Raw genomic sequence first — 18249 nt, 5'->3', positions numbered from 1 at the left:
AGCGACGTCCCGGGAGGAATGCAATGAATGCTGCCGCCGCGACGGTTCCGATCATCCTCAATCCGAGTGCGCGCAGAGGCGCCGTGCTCAGGCGGATCGACCCCCTGACAAAGGCATTCGCCGCGCACGGACTCGAGGCAACGTTCATCAGGAGCACGAGCGCGGACCACGCCGGGCAGCTCGCAGCCGACTTCGCTGCGCAGGGCTCGGACCTCGTCGTCGCGCTCGGCGGTGACGGGATGGCGCGTGCGGTCGCGGCCGGGCTCGTCGGCACGGAGACCGCGCTGGGCGTCATCGCCGGTGGACGCGGCAATGACCTCATCGGCAAACTCGGCATCCCGAACGACATCGAGGCCGCCGCGGCCATCGTGGCTGCCGGTCGTGACCGGACCATCGACGTGCTCGACCTCGACGGGAAGATAAGCCTCGGCAATGTCTGTCTCGGCCTCGACTCGACCGTGCAGCACCACGCGAATACCGCGAGAGTCATCCGCGGACGCTGGGTCTACCTCTATGGCGTCGTGCGCGCACTGCTTCCGCCCAAGCGCATCGAGCTGGAGCTGACGATCGACGGCCAGCACCTCGCCTTTCGCGGACTCACCGCGGGATTCGCGAATTCCGGTCGCTATGGCGGCGGGCTCCGGCTGTCGCCCGAGGCGGCCCTCGACGACGGTCTCATCGACGTGGTCCTGCTCCGGGAGGGGTTCCTGCCCAAGCTCGCCGTCGAAGTCGTGGAATACAGCCTCGGTCGACACCACAGGCACCCGCATATCCACTTCGCCCACGCGCGGGAGGTGAAGATCGATGCCCCTGAGGGCGCTGCCCCGGTCGAGATCATCGTCGACGGGGATGCGATCGCGCAGACTCCGGCGACCGTGACGATTCGCCCGTCATCGCTCAAGGTCCGCGTTCCCCACGACCGGTGATTCGGGTCACCCAAGGTTCCGGCGGCAGTCATCCGCCGCGAGAACACTCAGCACAGCGAGAAGGCCCAGTCCCGGACGTTCCGTGCGGTCGAACTGCTCGAAATCCCGCACAGGACGTCCGGAACTCGACATCCTTTTGCGCCCTCAGTACTCCTTGGCCACCAACGTGAGCACGTCGTAGTTCGCGACGGGCTCCTCGTTCTGGTTGACGACCTGCGCATCCCAGCGGACCTCGCCGTACTCGTCGGTCTCACGCGGGGTGATGCGCTTGGCGGTGAGCGTCACCTTGAGCTTGTCACCTGGGGAGACGGGCGTGATGAAGTTGAGTCCTTCGAGTCCGTAGTTCGCGAGCACCGGGCCCGGATCCGGCTGGACGAAGAGCCCGGCCGCGAAGGACACGATGAGGTAGCCGTGCGCCACCCGTCCCGGGAAGAACGGGTTCGCGGCGGCCGCCTCCTCGTTCATGTGGGCGTAGAACGTGTCCCCGGTGAAGTTCGCGAAGTGCTCGATATCGTCGAGCGTGACTTCCCGCCATTCCGAGTCGAGGGTGTCGCCGATGCGCAGGTCCGCCAGCGACTTCGTGAACGGATGCTCGCCGAGGCGGCGCTCCGATCCGTTGACCCATTCCCCGCCGATGGCGGTGAGCATGTCCGGGGAGGCCTGGATCGCGGTGCGCTGCATGAAGTGTGTGATACCGCGCAGTCCGCCCATCTCCTCACCGCCGCCGGCCCGTCCGGGGCCGCCGTGGATGAGGTTCGGCAGCGGCGAACCGTGGCCGGTCGACTCTTCGGCATCGTCACGGTCGAGGACGAGCACGCGGCCGTGCCACGGGGCGATCCTGCGGACGAATTCGGTGGCGAACTCACGGTCGTGAGTGACGACGGAGCCGACCAGGGAGCCACGGCCGCGGGCGGCCAGACGGACGGCATCCTCGGTGTCGGAATAGGTGATGATCGAGGTCACGGGCCCGAAAGCCTCGATATCGTGGACGGCATCGGACCAGGCGTCATCGGCCTGGAGCACGGTCGCGGCGACATAGGCTCCACCGTGCTCGGCGGCCAGACGGTCGGATTCCTCACGTCCGCCGGTCAGCAGGTGGGCTCCCCCGGCGATGATCCGGTCGACCGCGTCGAGGACGTCGGTGCGCTGTTTGTCTGAGACGACGGGACCCAGGCGGGTGGACTTCTCGCGCGGATCGCCGACGCCCTGGGTGGCGAGCTTCGCGATGATCGCTTCGCCGACCGCCTCGGCGTGGGCCTCGGGGACGAACGTGCGGCGGATCGCGGTGCACTTCTGTCCGGCCTTGACGGTCATCTCGGCGACGACGCCGGAGACGAAGAGGTCGAACTCCTGCGTGCCGGGTGCGGCGTCGGGACCGAGCAGGGAGAAGTTGAGCGAGTCCGCCTCGGCGAAGAAGCGGGTGCCGCGCTGGGTCACACAGTCGAGCGCGGACAGCGTGCGGGCGGTGTTCGCAGAGCCGGTGAAGGCGATCGCGTCCTGTTCGGCGAGGTGGTCGAAGAGCGGGGTGACGTCACCGCTGACCAGCTGGATCGCGCCGTCGGGGAGCAGCCCGGACTCGATCATGTCGGCAACGACGGCGCGGGTCAGGTGGGCGGTGTCGGTGGCGGGCTTGACGACGACGGGGACGCCGGCGACGAACATCGGGCCGAACTTCTCGAGCATGCCCCAGACGGGGAAGTTGAAGGCGTTGATCTGCAGGGCCAGGCCCTGCCGGGAGGTGAGGATGTGGCGGCCGACGAAGGTGCCGTTCTTCGACAGACGCTCGACTCCGCCGTCGAGGTGGACGGTCGAGTTCGGCATCTGGCGGCGGGCGACGCCGGAGTAGGTGAAGAGGGTGCCGATTCCGCCTTCGATGTCGACGAAGGCGTCGCGCTTCGTGGTGCCGGTGGTGAACGAGATCTCGTGGTAGTTCTTCGTGCGCTCCATGAGGTAGGTCGCGAGCTTCTTCAGGATCACACCGCGCTGGTGGAAGGTGAGTGCCTGCAGCGCCTCGATGCCGGTGGTCCGGGCATGATCGGCGATGGCGGCGAAGTCGATTCCCGCCGAGCTCACCGAGTGCAGGAGCTCTCCGGTGCCGGCGTCGCGGACGGGTCGGGCGGACTCGGACGCTCCGGGTGTGTGCCAGCCTCCGGCCACATAGGAACTGAGGATTTCGGTCATGCTTTGCTCTCCCTCGCGGAACGACGTCTCCCGGTTCACGGTGGCCGATGTCGGCACCGCTGCCGATTCATAGAAATATACTAACCAATTGGTCGGTAATTGTCATCGGCCGATGAGCGAACGAGCGACATGTGACACCGTTCACTCTCTGCTCTATGATCGGAAGCAATTACTGACCAAACAGTCACCTGAGTCAGTGAAGCACCGGCAATGTCGCCCGCAACGAAAGTTCCCGCATGTCCTCCACAGCACCCGGCCCTGCCGCAGCGCAGCCGCCCGCACCTCATACGATCTCCCGCGAGGAGCGCAAGGTCCTCGCCGGCACCCTCGTCGGCACCACCATCGAGTGGTACGACTTCTTCATCTACGCTCAGGCCGCCGGCCTTGTCCTCTCGGCTCAGTACTTCGGCCCGCTGGCCTCGGACAATCCGGCGCTCGGCCAGATCATGGCCTGGGCATCCTTGGGCATTTCGTTCCTCTTCCGACCGTTGGGCGCGATCATCGCCGGCCACCTCGGTGATCGGATCGGGCGCAAGAAGATGCTCGTCCTCACGCTCATCCTCATGGGGGCCGCGACCTCGCTCATCGGACTGCTGCCGAACTACGCGATGATCGGCGTCGGCGCACCGATCCTGCTCACCCTGCTGCGGATCCTCCAGGGCTTCTCCGCCGGCGGCGAATGGGGCGGGGCGGCACTGCTGTCTGTCGAGCATGCCCCGGTCTCCAAGCGCGGGATCTTCGGCGCCTACCCGCAGATCGGCGTGCCCGTGGGCATGATTCTCGCCACCGGCGTCATCTGGATCCTGACCACCGTGCTCACCCCCGAACAGTTCGCGAGCTTCGGCTGGAGGATTCCGTTCCTCTTCTCCGTCGTCCTCGTGCTCGTCGGCTATTACATCCGCCGCCAGGTCGAGGAGTCACCGGTCTTCGCCGAACTCGCCGAACGCAAGGCCGAGTCCTCGGCCCCGCTGGGCACGCTGTTCAAGAAGAACACGAAGGAAGTCGTCCTCTCTGCGCTCATCTTCATCGGCAACAACGCCGTGGGCTACATGATCATCGCGTTCTTCGCCGCCTACGCCTCTCGTCCTCTCGCCGAGGGCGGTTCCGTCGGCCTCGACCGGGCGCCCGTGCTGCTGGCGACGACCCTGGCGAGCTTCGGTTGGCTGGTGTTCACGATGTGGGGCGGTGCGCTGTCGGACAAGCTCGGTCGCGTGCGCACCTTCCAGATCGGCTACGTCCTGCTCATCGTGTGGCTCATCCCGACGTTCCTCATGATCGACATGGCGAACATCTGGATGTACGGCATCGGCATCTTCGTCCTCACCGTCGGCATGGGCCTGTCCTACGGCCCGATGTCGGCGATGTATGCGGAGATGTTCCCCGTCGAGGTCCGCTACTCAGGTGTGTCGATCGGCTATGCGCTCGGCGCGATCCTCGGTGGCGCCTTCGCCCCGACCATCGCCGAGACGCTGCTGGCCGAGACGGGTTCGTCGATCTCGATCGCGATCTACATGATCATCGTGTGCGTCATCTCGCTCGTCGGCGTCAGCCTCGTCAAGGAGACGAAGGGCAACGACCTCGGCCTGACCAAGCTCCACTGATCACGCGGCACTGAGGCGGCACTGTCCAAGCGGCGCTCAGCCGACCCCGGTGACCGGCTCACCGTAGGCGATGACCTCGGCGTCGACTGTCAGCAGCTCCAGCCCCTCGGTACGAGCCTGAGCGATGAGGATTCGGTCGAACGGATCCTGGTGGATCGGCGGAAGATCACCGACCGCGATCGCATGCGCCGAGGTGATCGGCAGCTCCCGATATCCGTTCTCCATCAATCCTCGCCGCAAGATTCGGGGATTGATGGAGAAGTCACCCTTCGCAAGTGACGATTTGATCGACACTTCCCATATGCTCGCCGCACTGAACAGCAGGTCGTTGGACTCATCACCGATCCGGTCACGCGCTTCCGCGCTCAGCTTCTCAGGTTCGTAGGCCGCCCAGAGGAGAAGGTGAGTATCAAGCAGAAGCAGCATCGCCGTCCCCGAAAAGAGCAGCGATCCGGCCTGCTTCGAGATCGTCGAAGTCGTCGGGGACCGATCCGTGACCGGCGAGGAATCCCAAACGCTGCTCTCGCCCCTCTTCGTCATATCGAACGAGGCGAGCAATCGGCTTCCCCGCGCGGGCAATCGTCACTGATTCTCCCGCCGCAACAGCTTCGAGCAGGCGGGAGAACTGCGTCTTGGCCTCGTGGATATTGACCATCGTCATCGGCTTCTCCATCTGCAGATCAGACTTAGTCCAGTTGGCTTAGTCTATCATCGGGTCGATTGCGCCGGGCTGAGCGACCACACGACCGCGCCCGTGCGCCCTGCGGGCGGATCCACCCCCGAAATCCCCGGAAGAATCACGGCGGATCCACCCACAGGAGACACCTGCCCGGCAGCACTCGCATAGGCTGATGAGATGACTGAGCTGACGTACTCCGACATCGAAGCCTCCGCTGCACGGATCGCCGGCCGTGTGCGCCCGGTGACCGTGGCCCCGGCCGACGAGGAAGGACACGTCTTCGCCCTCGAGTTCATGCAGCACACCGGCACGTTCAAGGCCCGCGGTGCACAGAACTTCATCCAGGCTCACCTTGCCGAAGGCACCTTCCCCGAGGCGGGAGTGACGATCGCCTCGGGCGGGAACGCCGGACTCGCCTGCGCATGGGCCGCCCGTGCCGCCGGTGTACCGGCGACCGTCTTCCTGCCGACTACCGCGCCGAGCGTGAAGGTCGAACGACTGCGTTCGTATGGCGCGCGAGTGGAGTTGGTCGGTTCCGAATTCGCCGAGGCGGCCGCCGCCTGCCAGGATTTCGTCGTCTCATCGGGGGCGCTGGCCTCGCACGCCTACGACCACCCGCTCATCGCGGCCGGTGCAGGCACGCTGATGACCGAGATCCTGGCGCAAGTGCCCGATCTCGACACGGTCGTCGTCTCCGTCGGAGGCGGCGGCCTGTTCGCCGGCGTCGCGACTGCGGCGACTCATCACGGAGTGCGCACTGTCGCGGTTGAGCCGGAGAACTGCCGAGCGCTGAATGCAGCGATTGAGGCGGACGAGCCGGTCGACGTCACGGTCGATTCGGTGGCCGCGGATTCGCTCGGTGCCCGTCGCGCCACACCGCTGGCACTGGAGGCGGCACGGTCGGATCTGGTCACCTCGGTGCCGGTCAGCGACAACGCGATCGTCGAAGCACGGCAGCGACTGTGGGACGAACACCGGCTAGCGGTCGAGCATGCCGCGGCGACGGCATTGGCGGGAGTCCGCGGTGGCGGCGGAGGGAAGACGGCCGGCGACGGCAAGTCGGTCAGCGGCTATGTGCCGGCCGAGGGCGAGAAAGTCTGCGTCGTCCTCTGCGGGGCGAATACGAGCCTCGGCGATCTCTGAGGCGCAGTCAGCGCGGTCGAAGGCAGGAAGTCAGCGCGTTCGGTCGCGGTCCTTGGACTTCAGCGAGGCCTTGATGAGGCCGAAGATCGCGAGCGCCACGACGACGGTGATGATGGCCTTGACGAGGAACCACGCAATGGAGAACGCGACGTTGACCACCCACCATGCGATGATGATGGCGATGATCGCGCCGATGATGCTCCACACGGTACTCATCTTCATGCCTCAAGCCTAGGCCCGAGTGCACGGCGGTGCAATGCGCGCGGTGATCGTCCCAGCCGATCCTCAGCCGACGGACGCGACAGACGCACCGGACCGGACCGCGCGGGCCGACCACCGGCGGCCGGCGAAGCCCACCTCGATCGGATGGTCGAAAGCGGCGGAGACCTGCTCGGAGGTGAGCACCTCGGCGATGGGACCGGCGGCGGTCAGTCGCCCGTCGGAGATGAGCGCCGCGTGCGTGGTGGTCTCCGGAATCTCCTCGAGATGGTGGGTGACCAGCAGCGTCGCCAGCTCCGGCGAGCGCAGCGACAGGGCGTCGATGGTTTCGAGCAGCTGTTCGCGGGCGGCGACGTCGAGGCCCGTGGTCGGTTCGTCGAAGAGCAGCAGCTGCGGGTCGGCGATGAGCGCACGTGCCACGAGCGCACGGCCCCGCTCCCCCTGCGACAGCACTTTCCACCCGGCATCGGCACGGGAGCCCAGCCCCACCTCGGCGATCTGGGCATCGGCCTTCACGACATCCTCGGGTGAGGGTTCCCACCGCATGGGTCGTTCGACGGTGCCGGTCAGCCCGGTGAGGACGACCTCGCGGACGGTGAGGTTCGAGCGCAGCGGATGGCGCGGGTTGACGTGACCGATGAGGCGGCGCAGGGCTGCGAGATCGACCCGACCCATGCGCGATCCGAGGATGTCGACGGTGCCCGAGCTCGGGAACACCTGCGCCGAGGCGAAGCTCAGCAGGGTCGACTTCCCCGCCCCGTTCGGCCCGATGAGCACCCAGTGTTCGCCGGCACCGATGCGCAGATCGATGCCGTGGAGGATGCGCGTCTGCCCCCGCCGGAACGTCACATCGGCGATATCGAGGACAGTCTCCGCCACGTCTCACTCACCTCTCAAGAACGACGGCCCCACCGGCCGGTTGGGCCCATTCGATTCTAGGACCCACCTCGCCGAGGCGGCTCCCGCCCTGAGATTCCGACGTTTCGCATCGTGGATCAGGAGTTCGACCCACTGTCGCGGTCTCGTCGGTGCGGTCTCGTCAGTGCAGCGTCGGGCCATAATGGAGGCATGCACAATGGCACCGACCCGAATGAGGACCTCCGCGAGGAATATCGCATCAAGATGCGCGGTCGGCTCCTGCGCCGGTCCGCTTCGTTCAATGTCGCCCACGCCGTCGACAGCCTCGAGCCGGGTACCGGCGCTCAGAGCATCCAACGCGCGCTGACGCTGCTCAACCTCGTCGGGCTCATCGCCGGGGAGCGGCGCGAAGGCGCGAGCCTGTCCGAGCTCGCTTCGATCAGCGGCCGCCCGAAAGCCAGCGTCCACCGCATGCTCCAAGCGCTCATCGCCATTGGCTACGTCGAACGCCTCGAAGAGGGCGGGTACCGCCTCGGCGTGCAGTCGCAGATCCTCGGCCAACTGGCCCAGAAATCGGTCGATCCCCTGGTCACGGAGTCCGAGTCGAGTCTGCTGCGCCTGGCCGAACTCAGCCAGGACACCGTGTTCCTCACTCTGCGCACGGGCAGCTATTCGATCTGCGCCCGCCGTGAGGAGGGCTTCGGTGAGATCTTCAACAACGCCCTGTCCGTGGGCGACCGACACCCGCTGGGCATCGGCGCCGGATCGCTGGCGATCCTCTCCGAGCTCTCCCCTGCCGAGGTGGACGCCCAGTTCGAGGCCAACGCCGAGATCCTCGCCGAGAGGTATCCGAAGGTCTCCGTCCCGCACCTGCGCGACATCATCGATCAGGCCCGCATCGACGGCTTCGTCCATAATCCGGGGCTCTTCGCCAAGGGGTCGTGGGCGGTGGCGGTGCCGCTGCGCATCCGCGGTTCCCGCCCACGTGCGGCCCTGTCGATCGCCTCGATCGCCGACCGTGTCACCGGGTCCCGAGTCGAACGCCTCGTCGCTCTGCTCCGCCGGGAGGCGAAGGCCATCGCCGAGGCGCTGAGTTCCCAGACCGACCCCGTCCCGGACTCCGGCGACCTCTGACCGACACCGCGCCTCGGTGCCGTGCGTGACCTCAGGTAGCGTGAAGGTCATGCCGGAGACTCCTCACGCCACGACCGTGTCCCTGACGATCACCGAACTGCGTGATTTGTCCATCGCAGCGATCACCGCGGCCGGCGGCTCACCCGTACTGTCGCAGTCACTGGCGGAGGCGACCGTGGCCGCCGAGCGACGGGGTAAGACCGCAGTCGGCACGGCTCACCTCTTCGACTACCTCGACGGTCTCGAGGCCGGACGCATCAACGGGCAGGCGCAGCCGCGAGTGACGAATCGCCTGCCCGCCGCACACCACGTCGACGCCGACCGCGGCACCGCGCAGCTCGCCTTCGACGCAGCCTTCGACGACTTCGCCGAGGCGGCCGCGACGCTCGGCATCTCCGTGCTCAACATCGCCAACGCCTTCACCGCCGGCGAACTCGGCTATTACACGACCCGATTAGCGGAGCGGGGTCTGCTGGCGTTTGCCGGCGCCAACTCGCCGGCGCTGATGTCGCTGTTCGGCTCACCGGGTGCGGCAACCGGAACGAACCCCTTCTCATTCGCCGTCCCGCACCCCGATGGCCCGCGCATGTTCGACCAGGCGACCAGTGCGACAGCCTGGGTCAACGTCCGCGACGCTGCCGATCGAGGAGAAACGATCCCCGAGGGGTGGGCACAGGACCCGAGCGGGGCGGCCACGGTCGATGCCGAGGCCGCCCTCGCCGGTTCCCTGCTGCCGTTCGGCGGGGTCAAGGGCAGCAATGTGGCTCTCATGATCGAGCTCCTCGCCATCCACGGCGGGGGCCGCTTCTCCGTCGACGCACCCGCCTTCGACTCGGGGCAGGAGAACCCGGGCACGGGACTGTTCATCATCGCGATCGCGGCAGACGCCTTCGACCCCGACTATTCGCAGCGGGTCACCGACCACCTTGACCGCCTGCACGCCAGCTTCGGCGTCGACTTCGGTCGCAAACGCAGCCTCGAGGTCATCGAAATGCCCCGCGACCTCCATTCAGCACTCCTCAGCCGCGTCTGAGCCGCCGACCGCTCGAATTACCGTCGACCGCACACCACATAACTCGGTACAGCGACGGTAACGTGAGCGGTCGGCATCAGCGGCTGGAGCCGGAGTGAGCGCTCGATGCCGAGTTGAGCGGTCGGCGTCCGTGCTCAGCTGCCGAGGGTGGCCAGAGCTACCTTGATCCGCTCCCTGGCGTCGGGATCGGTGTCAGCCAGGGGCCGCCTCGGCGAACCGACGGGAACGCCCCGCAGTTCGAGGCCGGTCTTCACAGCCTGGATGAACGGTTCGGAGATCATCGCGTCGATGACCGGGTAGAGCCGCTGCCACTCCTCACGCGCACCGTGGAGGTCGCCGTCGGCGATCTTGGTCGACACCGACACGATCTCCGACGGCAGGACATTCGCGGCTCCCGCGACCATTCCGGCCGCGCCTTCGACGAGGCCTGAGTAGATGTAACTGTCCCAGCCGATGAAGGTGGAGATGACGTCGCTGTGATGGTGGATGAGCTGAAGCGCCTGCTCCCAGTTCGCGCTCGAGTCCTTGATGAAGCGGATGTTGGCGACATCCTCGGCGAGCTGCCTCACTGTGCCGGGGTCGAGGTTGACGCCGGTGGCCGCGGGGATGTTGTAGAGCATGACATCGATGTCCACAGCCGAGGCGACAGCCTTGATGTAATCGACCGTCTCGGCCTGCGTCAGGGGCTCGTAATACGGTGTGACGATCATGAGGACATCAGCTCCGGCAGCCTGCGCCGCCTGGGAGTGGCGGATGGCTTCCCGTGTCGAGGTGGCTCCGGTCTGCGCGACGATCGGCACCCGGCCGGCCGTGCGTTCGATGACGAATTCGAGCATGGACTGCCGCTCTTCGCCGGTCATCGTGGCGAATTCCGCGGTCGAGCCGCCGACGACGAGCCCGTCGACTCCGCCGTCGATGGACCGGTCGACGATGCGACCCAACGCCTCGAAGTCGATGTTCTCCTCGGCGTCGAAGGGAGTGGTGAGTGCGGTGAGGACTCCGCGCAGCTGAGTGGTCATGATGTCTCCGTAAGGGTCTGAGGTGCAGTGGTTGCCTGAGAGGCAGTGGTCTGGGTGTTCGCCTCGTGTCGAGGCGGCTCGTTCTCGTTGGGATGCTGGACGGGGTGGTGCCGACGGGTCTGGCGTGCCGTGACGAGGATGTTCGCGGCCTCTTGCGCGGCCGTGAAGCCGGAGCTGATGGCGGTCTCCGTGTAGAGGGTGCCCATGTAGTCTCCGGCGAGGAACACTCGGCCGGACAGCGCGTTGAGTGTCGGCTGGAGCCTCCCGCGCCCCGGGAAGCAGTAGGGTGCGCCGGTGCGCCACCGCTGCACCTGGGCTTCTTCGACGATCCCGGCGAACCCGGGCAGGACTTCGTCGAGGTCGCTGATGTAGGTGTCGAGGATGTCCTTGTCGTCCAGGTCAAGAAGCTTCCTGGCCAGGCTCGCCGGGGAGAAGGTCATGATGCTTCCTCCTGGCTGGCGCTCCGATTCGGTGCCGCGGACGATGTTGCCCTGGTTCATCACCACGTTGAAGGAGCGCTTCGGCGTGGCGATGCCGTAAGCCCGGTCCCAGGGCTGGGGTTCGGTCTCGTTGGTGAGGAAGGCCGCGGACACATAGGGTCCGTAGACGATCTTCGACAGCGCCTCCCGCTTGTCCTCCTGCAGGTCGACGGCGATCTTGTGGGCCACGGTTGCCGGGGTCGCGAGGACGACGGACAGCGCTTCGATCTCGTGGTCGATGTCGTCCTGCCGGTAGCGGACGACGACGTGGTCCTTCTTGTGGACGATCTCGTAGACCTTCGCGTCGAGCTGGATGCTCTCCTGCAGCGGGGCGGCGATCGACTCGACGAGGTTGGACGGTCCCCCGCCGATGCTGCGATTGAGCCCCTGCCCGATGTTCCACACGAGGCTGAAGTAGCCGATGCCGGCACCGGCGGCGAGCTCATCGGGGTCGGCGGCCGAGCGGGTGATCGTCGGACGGAACATCGCCTCGGCGTCCTCGGACAGTTCTCCGATGTAGTCGGCGAAGGACCGGTCGTTCTCGAAGTCGTAGATCCTCTGCTGTCGCATCTCCGAGCTCTCGTTCGGGCGCAGACGCACGGCATTGGCATAGCGGAGGACGTCGGCGGAGACCTTGACCCCGGCCTTGATCATCGAGGCCCGGTCCTTCAGCGACATGGGGATCCGAAACGGATACGACTGGACGGGCCCGTCGATGAGCAGCTTGCCGTTCATCGACACCGCCGACAGCGATCCGGGGATCTCCGTCGAACGGGTCTGCGTCTCGGTGATAAGGGCATTCGTCGCTGTCTTGCCTCCGGCGAACATGTGTCCGCCCCAGTTGAGGAAATAGCGTCCGCGGTTCTCCGAACGGATCCGACCGCCGACTCGGGAACCCGATTCCAGCAGCGTCACATCCCAATTGCGCAGTCGCCATGCTGCTGACAGTCCGGCGAGTCCGCCGCCGACGATGACGGCATCTTTCATGGGGAGCACCCCCTCTCTGCTCTGAGCGTCCGCGCACCTTCACGCGGATCGTCTGCACACAGAATAGGATGTGATCACATTTATTCGCAAGTAATTGATCACATCTGATTTCAGGGTGTTCTTCAGGCCCGCATCTGCCGGCCTCAGGCGCCCAGACCGGCACGGATGCGGCGGACGGCGTCGTCGAAGGATTCCTCGGTCACCTCGGCGGCGACGGCGGGATCTCCGGCATCGACGGCATCCATGAGTCGGCGCTGGTGCTTGAGCAGCGGAGCCTTGGCATCGGCCGCGATCTCCCGCCTGGCGCCGACGAGTTTATAGGCCCGGCAGCGCAGCCACAGGGTCCGGATCGTCTCGACGAGGACGGGATTGCCCGAGGCGGAGTAGATCGTCGCGAGCAGCTCCTCGTCGTGGTCGAGGTACTCCGAGGCATCGCCGGAGTCGAGCGCCGACTCCATCGCCGCGAACTCCTCGTCCAGCCGCGCCCGGCCCGCCTCGTCGAGCTTCTGCGCGCCCTGGACCGTCGCTTCGACCTCGAGGATGCGGCGCACGGAATAGATCTGCAGCAGCTCCTCGGCGGTGAATTCCTTGACCACCGCCCCACGATGCGGACTGGTCTCGACGAGCCCGACCTCCTCGAGCCTGGCCAGCGACTCACGCACGGGCATGACGCTCGTGCCCAGGGTCGCCGCGAGCTGGCGGATCCGCAATCGGTCTCCGCTGCGATACTCGCCGGAGAGGATGCTCGCCTGCAGCGCCTCGAACACCTGGTCGCCGATACGCGGTCCGATCTCGGTCTGGGTCTCGCTCATAGTCGACAGTCTATCCACGCCGAGGCGGCTTTCCCCGTCTGCCCGATCACTTCAGCCAGGGCATGACGACGACCGGGACCGGTGCGTGCCGGATGATCCTCGCCGCATTCGTACCGAGGAAGACCCGGGAGCGCCGCCCCTCCGACGAGGACCCGACGACGAGGAGTTCGCCGGACTCCCACTCGATCGCAGCCAGGGCCGCTTTCCAGTCCTTGCCGATTCCGACCGCCTCGGCGATGGGCTCTCCTGCCGCAGCCTCCCCGTGGTCGGCCCCGTCGAGGCTGTCGATCGCTTCGACCTGCGCGGCCCGCAGCTCGGCGACGAGCGCCTGGCGCGCCGATTCCTCGTCGACGGACTCCGGCGGAACGGTACGGCCGCTGACGCCGAAAGTCGCGATGCGCAGACGCCCGCAGGTGGCGTGAGCGAACTCGGCGGTCGCCGCGAGCACCGCCCGGGCCTCCACATCGGGGCGGAACGAGCAGGTCACCCGAGTGAGCCGCTCCGGAGCGACGAATCCCTTGGGCGCGAGCGCCACCGGCACCGGGGAGGAATGCAGCAGCCGGTCGGAGGTCGCGCTCACGCGGATCCGTCCGCGGGTTCCCTCGGTGCCGGATCCGAGGACGATCATCGTGGCCCGGTGGGCGGCCGCCTCGGCGAGGAGGCCCTTCGCCCGAGATCGGTTCTCCACGGCCACCGCCACGGTGGTCAGATCGGGGCAGATCTGCGCCGCCGCAGCCTCGGCCTCGCGCACCGCCTGCCGGGAGCGTTTCTTCGCCCACGCCGCGAACTGCAGGTCGCTGCCCGAAGGGATCGACCCTCGCCCGGCCTCGGGGACGACGCTGACGATGCGCAGGTCCTCATCGTAGGAGCGGGCGATGAACGCGGCCAGGTGGAGTGCGGAACGGTCTCTCTTCCCATGCGGGAATGCGGCGATGATCGTCATGGTGTGCCATCCTTCGGATCGGTGTCGGACAGGGTTGTGGTCCCGGACGAGTCAGAGGTCCGAGACGGGTCGGACGCACGGGAGGTCACGGCCGCCTCAGCGTGGGCCTCCTCCCAGAAGTTCGCGTGCTTGATCCCGAGCTTCACGGGGTCGAAGACGGGGTTGAGTCCCTGCTTGCGCTGGGCGTCGAAGTCCTTGAGTGTCTTCAGCGCGATCCCGGACAGCGCGATGAGGGCGAGGAAGTTGATGACGCCCAGGGTCGCGTACCCCATGTCGCCGACGGCCCAGACCGCTCCGGCGTCGACGACGCAGCTGATGAAGCACACGGCCAGCAGGGCGCATTCGAGGATGCGGATATAGACTCGATCGCCTTCGCCGACGATGAAGGACAGGTTCGTGTCGGCGATGAAGTAGAAGGCGACGATGGTCGTGATCGCGAACATCGCCACCGAGATCGCGATGAACGGTGAGCCGAATCCGGTGGCCACGGTGTCGACGGCAGCCTGGGTGAAGTTCGTGCCCGGCTCGATGCCCGGGAGGTTGACGAGCAGTTCGCGGCCATCCTCGGTGATGACGTTGTACTGTCCGGTGACGACCATCATCAGTCCCGTGAGCATGCAGACGGTCAGAGTGTCGATGTAGATCGAGAAGGTCTGGACGAGCCCCTGTTTGGCCGGGTGGCTGACCTCGGCGGCGCCGGCGGCATAGGTGCCTTCGCCGACACCTGCGACATTGGAGAACAGGGCGCGGCGCACGCCCCAGGAGATTGCGGCTCCGACGATGCCGCCGAAGACCTGGTCGGCGCCGAAGGCCGAGGAGATGATGAGTCCGATGGCGGCAGGCAGTTCGGTGACATTGACGAGCAGGACGATGATCGCCCCGCCGATGTAACCCACGGCCATGATCGGGACGATGATGTTGACGACGCGCACGATGCGTTCGCGCCCGCCCCAGATGATGATGCCCAGCACTGCGGTGACGACGAGGCCGGTGACCCAGCCGGGGATGCCGAAGGCGTATTCGACGCTCACGGCGATGCTGTTGGACTGGATACCGGGCGCCAGGAGGGTGTAGAGGATGAGAGCGATGACCGCGGCGATCATTCCCAGCCACCGCTTCTGGAACACCTTGTACAGGTAGTAGGGCACGCCGCCCTTGAGTTCGCTGTCGATGCGCTCCTTGAAGATCTGGGCGAGCGTCGATTCGATGAACGCGGTCGCGCCTCCGCAGAAGGCCATCACACCCATCCAGAACAGGGCGCCGGGTCCGCCCCAGCCGACGGCGGTGGCGACGCCGGCGATGTTGCCGACGCCGACGCGATTGCCGATCGTCAGGGCGAGCGCCTGGAAGGGAGTGAGTCCGCCGGGTGCGGTGCTGCCGTCGCCCTTGAGCTCGCGCAGCATCTGCGGGAAGAGGCGGATCTGGAGAACTTTCGTGCGGATCGTGAAGTAGAGGCCCATGACGATGGCGAGACCGATGACCGGCATCCACATCGCATTGGCGATCTCCTGCAATCGAGTGGTGAAGTCCATGAGCACAGCTCCGTGTTCGTGGTCGTTGGATGGGCGCTGACGCCGGCGGCGCGCGACGACGACGGCTCGAATCCCCGTCGATGTGATTGCATGTTACACGAATCACGTAATAATGTGATCACATCCACCGATGTGTATCGCGTGGAGCTCCCAGCAGCCGAACCGCAGAAGCAGAGGCCCTCATGCCCATCCCATCGACCGAATCCATCGTCCGCAGCACGACACAGGCGCCCCTCGTCGCCGAGTCCGAGCTGCCCCCGCTCACCCACTTCATCGACGGAGCGTTCACCGAGGCCGGTGCGGAATCCGCGACGACGGCCCTGGTCAACCCTGCCGATGAGACGATCATCGCCGAGGTGGCCGAAGGGTCGGCCGCCGATGTCGACTCCGCGGTGGCTGCCGCCCGTCGGGCCCTGGAGGGGTGGAAGGCACTGACCCCGAAGTCCCGCGCCGACGTCCTGCTGGCCATCGCCGACCGCATCGAGGACAACGCCGATGTGCTCATCCGCCTCGAGTCTCTCAATGCCGGCAAACCGCACGCGGTCTCCGACGATGACGTCTCGATGGCCGCAGACACGTTCCGCTTCGCCGCGGGCGCCTCCCGAGCCTTCACCGAACTCGGCTCGGGCGACTACGTCGAGGACCACACCTCGATCATCCTGCGCGAACCGGTCGGTGTCGTCGGGGTCGTCGTGCCCTGGAACTATCCGCTGCTCATGGCCGCATGGAAGATCGGTCCGGTGCTCGCCGCCGGGAACACAATGGTGCTCAAACCCTCCGAGCAGACTCCGCTGACGGCGCTCAAGCTCCTCGAGCTCATCGCCGATCTCCTGCCCGCCGGTGTTCTCAATATCGTCCTCGGTCTCGGACCCAGCGTCGGAGCGCGTCTGTCGAGTCACCCCGATATCGACCTCGTGGCGCTGACCGGCAGCGTCGGCAGCGGGAAGGCCGTGGCCACGAGCGCCGGCGAGAGCCTCAAGCGGGTGCATCTCGAGCTCGGCGGCAAGGCCCCGGTCGTCGTCTTCGCCGATGCGGACCTGGCAGCCGCGGCCGAAGGTGTACGCACCGCAGGGTTCTGGAATTCGGGGCAGGAGTGCGGTGCCGGCACGCGGGTGCTCGTCGAGTCCTCGGTCGCCGAGGAGTTCACGCGACTCCTCGCCGAGGAGGTCTCGACGTATGTCGTCGGCGATCCCCGGGGAGGTGCCGAGGTCGAGCTCGGGCCGCTGGTCTCGCAGGCGCACTTCGAGCGGGTGACCGGCTTCCTCGACCGTGCGATTGCCGATGGTGCCCGGCCCGTCGTCGGCGGTGGGCCGATCGAGGGCCCGGGGTTCTTCGTCGCTCCGACCGTGCTCGCCGATGTGGCGGCCGGCTCGGAAGCCTCACAGGAGGAGATCTTCGGACCGGTCGTGACGATCGAGACCTTCGAGTCCGAGGACGAGGCGATCACGCGAGCCAACGAAGTCCCCTACGGCCTGGCCGCCTCGGTGTGGACGCGGGATGCCGCGCGCAGCCTCGATGTGCCGCGCCGCCTCGACTTCGGCACTGTGTGGGTGAACTCGCATCTGGCGCTGGCCGCCGAAGTCCCGTGGGGCGGGTTCAAGGGCTCGGGCTACGGGCGCGACCTGTCGATCTACGCGCTCAACGACTTCTCCCGAACCAAGCACGTGCAGATCAATCACGCCCGGTGACACTGCCTCAATACGCCGACCGCTCAGGTTGCCGTCGACCGCTCGCCGCATAACGCGGTACAGCGACGGCAACCTGAGCGGTCGGTGAGGAAGAAGGCTCAGCGCAGGACGATGGTCCTCTTGCCCGAGAGGAACACACGGCCGTCGCAGTGCCACTTCACGGCGTTGGACAGCGCCTTGCACTCGGCATCGCGGCCGGCGGCGACGAGGTCCTCGGGGGTGAAGGCATGGTCGACCTCGACGAGCTGCTGGGCGATGATCGGGCCCTCGTCGAGTTCGGAGTTGACGAAGTGCGCGGTCGCCCCGACGGTCTTGACCCCGCGCTCCCATGCCTGATGGTAGGGCTTGGCACCCTTGAACGACGGCAGGAATGAGTGGTGGATGTTGATGGCGCGTCCGGTGAGTTCGCGGGCGAGGTCGTCGGAGAGGATCTGCATATAACGGGCGAGCACCACGAGGTCGACCTCGAAGCGGTCGACGAGTTCGAGCAGCTTCGCCTCGGCCTCGGGCTTCGTCTCCTTCGTCACCGGGATCCGGAAGAAGGGGATGTGGTGCCATTCGACGAGCTCCCGATGGTCGGGGTGGTTCGACACGACCGCGGCGATCTCGATCGGCAGCTCGCCGACCCGGGCCCGGAAGAGCAGATCGTTGAGGCAGTGTTCGAACTTCGAGACCATGATGAGCACCCGCCGCTTCTGACCCTGCGGCCACAGCTGCCAGGTCGCCCCGAACTCCTCGCCGAGCGCCTCGAAGTCGCTGCGCAGTGCTTCGATCCCGTTGCCGGGCTCGGCGGAGATGCTGAAGTCGATGCGCAGGAACAGCTGCTGCGTCGACTGGTCGTCGAACTGTTTGAGTTCCTTGATATCCCCTCCGTGGGTGAGCAGGGCGCCGGTCACCGAGTGGAGGATGCCGGGGCGCTCTGCGCATTCGAGGGTGAAGATGTAGTCCTGCATGTCTGAATCTTTCTGTTCAGTAGTGCCGAGTCTGGGGTGGTGCAAAATCTGCAGGCGGCCCG

At 66.6% G+C, this 18249-nt stretch carries 17 protein-coding genes; 6 read left to right on the top strand and 11 right to left on the bottom strand.

Going from position 1 to position 18249, the window contains the following annotated elements:
• The first annotated feature begins 23 nt into the window (after window positions 1–23).
• The gene (locus HF684_RS00745; protein WP_169250903.1) at window positions 24–926 is read left to right on the top strand and encodes a diacylglycerol kinase family protein; all 903 of its coding nucleotides are present in this window, start codon (window positions 24–26) and stop codon (window positions 924–926) included.
• Between the two features lie 144 nt (window positions 927–1070).
• On the opposite strand, the gene paaZ is transcribed toward HF684_RS00745, so the two are convergent.
• Window positions 1071–3107, bottom strand: coding sequence for a phenylacetic acid degradation bifunctional protein PaaZ (gene paaZ, locus HF684_RS00740; RefSeq protein ID WP_169250902.1), 2037 nt, complete (start codon window positions 3105–3107; stop codon window positions 1071–1073).
• A 236-nt stretch (window positions 3108–3343) separates the two neighbouring features.
• Here paaZ and HF684_RS00735 point away from each other — a divergent pair, with 236 nt between their 5' ends.
• Window positions 3344–4708, top strand: a complete 1365-nt coding sequence (locus tag HF684_RS00735; protein WP_169250901.1) for an MFS transporter — start codon at window positions 3344–3346, stop codon at window positions 4706–4708.
• Between the two features lie 36 nt (window positions 4709–4744).
• Here the strand turns inward: HF684_RS00735 and HF684_RS00730 are convergent, their stop codons facing one another.
• Together HF684_RS00730 and HF684_RS00725 are read right to left on the bottom strand one after the other, a co-directional pair.
• Window positions 4745–5134, bottom strand: a complete 390-nt coding sequence (locus HF684_RS00730; protein ID WP_169250900.1) for a type II toxin-antitoxin system VapC family toxin — start codon at window positions 5132–5134, stop codon at window positions 4745–4747.
• The gene (locus HF684_RS00725) at window positions 5118–5381 is read right to left on the bottom strand and encodes a type II toxin-antitoxin system prevent-host-death family antitoxin (RefSeq protein ID WP_248279056.1); all 264 of its coding nucleotides are present in this window, start codon (window positions 5379–5381) and stop codon (window positions 5118–5120) included. The genes HF684_RS00730 and HF684_RS00725 overlap by 17 nt, the downstream gene beginning before the upstream one ends.
• 183 nt (window positions 5382–5564) lie before the next feature.
• Here HF684_RS00725 and HF684_RS00720 point away from each other — a divergent pair, with 183 nt between their 5' ends.
• Window positions 5565–6530: a serine/threonine dehydratase gene (locus HF684_RS00720; protein ID WP_169250899.1), complete on the top strand. Its 966-nt coding sequence runs from the start codon at window positions 5565–5567 to the stop codon at window positions 6528–6530.
• A gap of 30 nt (window positions 6531–6560) precedes the next feature.
• Here the strand turns inward: HF684_RS00720 and HF684_RS00715 are convergent, their stop codons facing one another.
• Both HF684_RS00715 and HF684_RS00710 read right to left on the bottom strand, forming a co-directional pair.
• Entirely contained in the window at window positions 6561–6752 is a 192-nt protein-coding gene (locus HF684_RS00715) for a hypothetical protein (RefSeq protein WP_039211572.1), read from the bottom strand.
• 63 nt (window positions 6753–6815) lie between these two features.
• Window positions 6816–7628 carry an ATP-binding cassette domain-containing protein gene (locus tag HF684_RS00710; RefSeq protein WP_169250898.1) on the bottom strand — a complete coding sequence of 271 codons (813 nt, stop codon included), beginning with the start codon at window positions 7626–7628 and terminating at the stop codon, window positions 6816–6818.
• Between the two features lie 189 nt (window positions 7629–7817).
• Between HF684_RS00710 and HF684_RS00705 the strand changes: the two genes are divergently transcribed.
• Complete coding sequence (locus HF684_RS00705) at window positions 7818–8741, top strand: IclR family transcriptional regulator (protein WP_169250897.1); 924 nt, start codon at window positions 7818–7820, stop codon at window positions 8739–8741.
• Window positions 8742–8790: 49 nt separating this feature from the next.
• Window positions 8791–9774, top strand: coding sequence for an Ldh family oxidoreductase (locus HF684_RS00700; protein WP_169250896.1), 984 nt, complete (start codon window positions 8791–8793; stop codon window positions 9772–9774).
• A gap of 134 nt (window positions 9775–9908) precedes the next feature.
• Here HF684_RS00700 and dapA read toward each other — a convergent pair whose 3' ends face one another.
• The 5 genes from dapA to HF684_RS00675 form a co-directional block, all read right to left on the bottom strand.
• A complete protein-coding gene (gene dapA, locus HF684_RS00695; RefSeq protein WP_169250895.1) occupies window positions 9909–10793 on the bottom strand; it encodes a 4-hydroxy-tetrahydrodipicolinate synthase in 885 nt (294 codons plus the stop codon).
• A complete protein-coding gene (locus HF684_RS00690) occupies window positions 10790–12259 on the bottom strand; it encodes an NAD(P)/FAD-dependent oxidoreductase (protein WP_169250894.1) in 1470 nt (489 codons plus the stop codon). The genes dapA and HF684_RS00690 overlap by 4 nt, the downstream gene beginning before the upstream one ends.
• Before the next feature lie 143 nt (window positions 12260–12402).
• The gene (locus HF684_RS00685; RefSeq protein WP_169250893.1) at window positions 12403–13071 is read right to left on the bottom strand and encodes a GntR family transcriptional regulator; all 669 of its coding nucleotides are present in this window, start codon (window positions 13069–13071) and stop codon (window positions 12403–12405) included.
• Window positions 13072–13117: 46 nt separating this feature from the next.
• Entirely contained in the window at window positions 13118–14014 is an 897-nt protein-coding gene (locus tag HF684_RS00680) for a universal stress protein (protein ID WP_169250892.1), read from the bottom strand.
• Entirely contained in the window at window positions 14011–15546 is a 1536-nt protein-coding gene (locus HF684_RS00675) for an alanine/glycine:cation symporter family protein (protein WP_169250891.1), read from the bottom strand. Before HF684_RS00675 ends, HF684_RS00680 begins: the two co-directional genes overlap by 4 nt.
• Window positions 15547–15728: 182 nt before the next feature.
• Between HF684_RS00675 and HF684_RS00670 the strand changes: the two genes are divergently transcribed.
• Complete coding sequence (locus HF684_RS00670) at window positions 15729–17234, top strand: aldehyde dehydrogenase family protein (RefSeq protein ID WP_211168033.1); 1506 nt, start codon at window positions 15729–15731, stop codon at window positions 17232–17234.
• Between the two features lie 98 nt (window positions 17235–17332).
• Here HF684_RS00670 and purU read toward each other — a convergent pair whose 3' ends face one another.
• On the bottom strand, window positions 17333–18187 hold the full coding sequence (gene purU / locus HF684_RS00665; protein ID WP_169250890.1) for a formyltetrahydrofolate deformylase: 855 nt from the start codon (window positions 18185–18187) through the stop codon (window positions 17333–17335).
• Between the last annotated feature and the right edge of the window lie 62 nt (window positions 18188–18249).

It is taken from the genome of Brevibacterium sp. 'Marine' (assembly GCF_012844365.1).
Classification (GTDB): Bacteria; Actinomycetota; Actinomycetes; order Actinomycetales; family Brevibacteriaceae; genus Brevibacterium.
This window is presented reverse-complemented; position numbering and strand designations above follow the sequence as displayed.